The sequence below is a fragment of the Bradyrhizobium sp. genome (genome assembly GCF_019242285.1).
Lineage (GTDB): Bacteria > Pseudomonadota > Alphaproteobacteria > Rhizobiales > Xanthobacteraceae > Bradyrhizobium.
This window is the reverse complement of record NZ_JAFAVV010000754.1, coordinates 1-3,715: the sequence shown is the minus strand read 5'-3', so window position 1 is coordinate 3,715 and position 3,715 is coordinate 1. Positions and strand designations below refer to the sequence as shown.

At 64.7% G+C, this 3,715-nt stretch carries 4 protein-coding genes and 1 pseudogene; 3 read left to right on the top strand and 2 right to left on the bottom strand.

What is annotated here, in order from left to right:
- Together JOY90_RS30970 and JOY90_RS30965 are read right to left on the bottom strand one after the other, a co-directional pair.
- A pseudogene (locus JOY90_RS30970) lies at positions 1 to 818 on the bottom strand (formate dehydrogenase); the annotation flags it as partial.
- Positions 815 to 1,294 carry a formate dehydrogenase subunit gamma gene (locus JOY90_RS30965; protein ID WP_291694900.1) on the bottom strand — a complete coding sequence of 160 codons (480 nt, stop codon included), beginning with the start codon at positions 1,292 to 1,294 and terminating at the stop codon, positions 815 to 817. The gene JOY90_RS30965 and the pseudogene JOY90_RS30970, both read right to left, overlap by 4 nt.
- Positions 1,295 to 1,546: 252 nt before the next feature.
- On the opposite strand from JOY90_RS30965, the gene JOY90_RS30960 reads away from it, so the two are divergent.
- The 3 genes from JOY90_RS30960 to JOY90_RS30950 all read left to right on the top strand — a co-directional run bounded on the left by JOY90_RS30960 (position 1,547) and on the right by JOY90_RS30950 (position 3,262).
- Positions 1,547 to 2,440 carry a LysR family transcriptional regulator gene (locus JOY90_RS30960; RefSeq protein ID WP_291694899.1) on the top strand — a complete coding sequence of 298 codons (894 nt, stop codon included), beginning with the start codon at positions 1,547 to 1,549 and terminating at the stop codon, positions 2,438 to 2,440.
- A 274-nt stretch (positions 2,441 to 2,714) separates the two neighbouring features.
- Positions 2,715 to 2,990, top strand: a complete 276-nt coding sequence (locus tag JOY90_RS30955) for a DUF1778 domain-containing protein (protein ID WP_291694898.1) — start codon at positions 2,715 to 2,717, stop codon at positions 2,988 to 2,990.
- 122 nt (positions 2,991 to 3,112) lie between these two features.
- Positions 3,113 to 3,262, top strand: a complete 150-nt coding sequence (locus JOY90_RS30950) for a hypothetical protein (protein WP_291694897.1) — start codon at positions 3,113 to 3,115, stop codon at positions 3,260 to 3,262.
- Positions 3,263 to 3,715: the final 453 nt, after the last annotated feature.

Sequence of the window (3,715 nt, the reverse complement as noted above, 5' to 3'; positions counted from 1 at the left end):
GTCTCCTCGCCGCAGACATAGGCGCCGGCCCCGACCCGCACTTCCAGCTCGAAATTGTGCGGCGAACCGGCGAGCCGCTCGCCGAGCAGGCCTCGCCGCCGCGCCATCGCGACGGCCCGCTCGAGCGCGGCAACCGCATGCGGATATTCGGAGCGGACGTAGATGTAGCCCTCTGTCGCGCCGACCGCGATGGCGGCGATCGTCATCCCCTCGATCAGGACGAAGGGATCGCCTTCCATGATCATGCGGTCGGCGAAGGTGCCGCTGTCGCCTTCATCCGCGTTGCAGACGACGTATTTGCGGTCGGCCGTGGCGTCCGCAACCGTCTTCCATTTGATGCCGGTCGGAAAGCCGGCGCCGCCGCGGCCGCGCAGGCCGGAGCTGGTGACGTCGGCGAGGATCCCGGCCGCCGTCAGCGACAGCGCGCGCGCAAGGCCCTTGTAACCGCCATGGGCGCGATAATCCTCCACCGAGCGTGGATCGACGATGCCACAGCGGGCGAAGGTCAGCCGCGTCTGCCGCTTCAGCCAGGGGATTTCGTCGGCGGGACCGAGCCGCAGCGGATGCGGTCCATTGGACGCCATCGCCTCGAACAGCGAAGGCACGTCCGCCGCGGTCACCGGGCCATAGGCCACGCGGCCTTTCACGGTCGCCACCTCGACCATCGGCTCCAGCCAGCACAGCCCGCGCGATCCGTTTCGGATGATGTTGATCGGCAGCTCGCGCTTTGCGGCCACCTGTTCCAATGCGGTGACGACATCGGCGGCGCCGACCGCGATCGCGGCGGCATCGCGGGGAACGAAAATCCGCATCTTCATCGCTGCGCCTCCGCGATCAGCGCGTCGAGACGCTGTTCATCGAGCCGCCCGACGACGCGGCCGTCGAGCATCGCCGACGGTGCGGTCGCGCACAGGCCGAGGCAATAGATCGGCTCCAGCGTGACGCGGAGGTCCGCCGTGGTGCCGCCGCAGGCAACGCCCAGCCGTGCTTCCGCGTGCGCGGCAAGCGCGTCGCCACCGGCGGCCTGGCAGGCCTCGGCGCGGCACAGCTTCAGCACGTGGCGGCCGGCGGGCTCCTTGCGGAAGTCGTGGTAGAAGGTGAACACGCCATGGACCTCGGCGCGCGACAGGTTGAGCGCGGCGGCGATCATGGGGATGGCGGGCTCCGGCACGTGGCCGAACGCCTCCTGCAGAGCGTGCAGCATCGGCAGCGCCGCACCCTCCAGTTGGGCGTGCTCGGCGATGATTTCGCCGGCCAGGGCCTGGTCCCAGGGCTGATAATTTTCCGGTCTCATCCACGTGCTCGATCAGTGACTTATCGACCCCTTGTCGACCCCTTGATGAGAATTGGATTCACTCCAAATATCAATAAAGCAGTCCCGTGCTGCGATAGCGAAACGCGATCAATGCCAAAACAGCATTGGGCCATTTGAGTTTCCGATCGATTGCTGCGACATCGGCGCCCGGGGCCGGTTTTGCCGTGTTTGTCGGATGTTGGCCGTGATATTCGTTGTTAACGCTGCGTCTTCCTGAAAGGTCCCGTCCTTGTGATCGACAAGCTTGAACTTTTGCTCGCCTTGGCAAAGGAGCGGCATTTCGGTCGGGCGGCGGAAGCCTGCGGCGTCACTCAGCCGACCATGTCGACCAGCATCAAGCAGCTCGAGGAAATTCTCGGCGTGATGCTGGTGCAGCGCGGCTCGCGCTTCCAGGGTTTCACGCCCGAGGGCGAGCGGGTGCTGGACTGGGCGCGGCGGATCGTCGGCGACATCCGCGCGATGCGCCAGGAGATCAACGGGCTCAAGGACAAGCTGTCGGGTGAGATCAGGATCGCCGCGATCCCGACGGTGCTCGGCATGGTGGCGTCCCTGACGACGCCGTTCCGCGCCCGTCATCCCGACGTACGCTTCCGCATCGTGTCGTGCACCTCGGCCGACGTGCTCGGCCTGTTGGAAAATCTCGAGGTCGATGCCGGGCTGACCTATATCGAGAACGAGCCGATCGGAAAGGTCCGCACCATCCCGCTCTACAACGAGAGCTATCGGCTCCTGACCGCGCCCGACGCGATGTTCGGCGATCGCGAGGAGGTCACCTGGAAGGAGGTCGGCCAGGTGCCGCTCTGCCTGCTGACGCCGGACATGCAGAACCGCCGCATCATCGACCGCGCCCTGCGCTCGGTCGGCGTCGAGGTCACGCCGACGCTGACGTCCAATTCATTGCTCGTGCTCTACACCCACGTAAAGACCGGGCGCTGGGCCAGCGTGATGCCGGCCAAGCTCGCGGAGACCTTAGGGCTGAGGGACACGGTGCGCAGCATCCCGATCGTCGATCCCGTCGTCGACTACTCGATCGGCCTCGTGATCCCGCAACGCGACCCGATGACCCCGCTGATCGCCGCTCTGGTCAACGTCGCGCGCGAGATTGCGCCGGGGCTGCAGTTGTGATGAGCCGTCGCGGTCTCGTTGGCACCACTCCCCGCTCTTCCGCGGGGAGAGATTGGATCGCATCGCGAGATGCGATCCGGGTGAGGGGCAGGGCAGGAGGTTAGCGAGTAGCAAGCAGGTCGGATTAGCCGAAGGCGTAATCCGCCGCCGCGTGATGACGAATCGGCGGGTTACGCTTTCGCTAACCCGCCCTACGAGCTCTCAATCCGCTTCATGATCTGACACTCGCACGGATTCAATCCATATGGCATATCGATGCCCAAGGAACTGATCCATGCCTCGCAATCTCTCAAACAGCGTCCGCGTCGAATTGCGGCTGCGCCCCGAAGACAGGGCGACGTTGAGCCGTGCTGCGGCGCTCAAGCGCGTGGACCTCACGGGCTACATTCTTGGAACGGTCCTGCCTCAGGCTGAAGCCGATATCGCCGAGGCCGAGCGGCTCGCGCTGGCCGAGCGCGACTCGCTCCGCGTGCTGGCGCTGCTCGAGAATCCGCCGGCCCCGTCACGACGTCTCTTGCGCGCTGCCAAGGCCGTCCGCGACTTGCCATGATCTGGGAGGAAGCGCCGATCGCCAGGGCCGAGCTATGGTGACAATGCACTTAACTGTGCGTTGGCGGAGACGGGTCAGCTCGACGAGAAGGTGCGGGTTTCGCAAAGCCTGGTGACCTTGTTATGAGCCTTCGCATCACTCACAAAGACAAGGAGGTCGATGCAGAGTTGGCCTTCATTGAAGTGGCTGGGTTTTGGGACGGGCTGATGACGGAACTCAACGTGTTTACCAGAGATGCGCGATTGCCAGATAAGATTGTGAAGGCGAGCTAGTTTACGCTGCCTGAGCTTTCCTCTGGTTATCTTCCGGCTTGAGAGGTGGCGAGGGCGGCGTCTATGGCCACCGCGCTAACCCATCATATGCAGCAGTTTCCGATTTTCAAAATCCCTCTTGACTCTTCTCCAAATCAGAATTATTCTCCCACCCATCCCGCCTCGTGCAGAGGGGCGATCCGCGGTCGTCACGGACGTGGAGGCGGGGAGCGGTGGCCGCGAGGGGTCGCAGCGTTCTCATCTGGGAGCGCGGACGAACGGTTCTCTCGCGGACGGCCAAGCCGTGTTGTCCTGACACCCCGACGATGGTGTCAAGTTCGCGATGATGCTTCGCATCACGCGGGCGATGGTGGCTAGCAAGCCCGGTACACCAGGGAGAGCGCGGAGCAGCCGTTAGACCATCGCGCAGGGAAGGCCGGGTATCCTCGGCTGAGCCTGTGGTTCCTGCCCCGT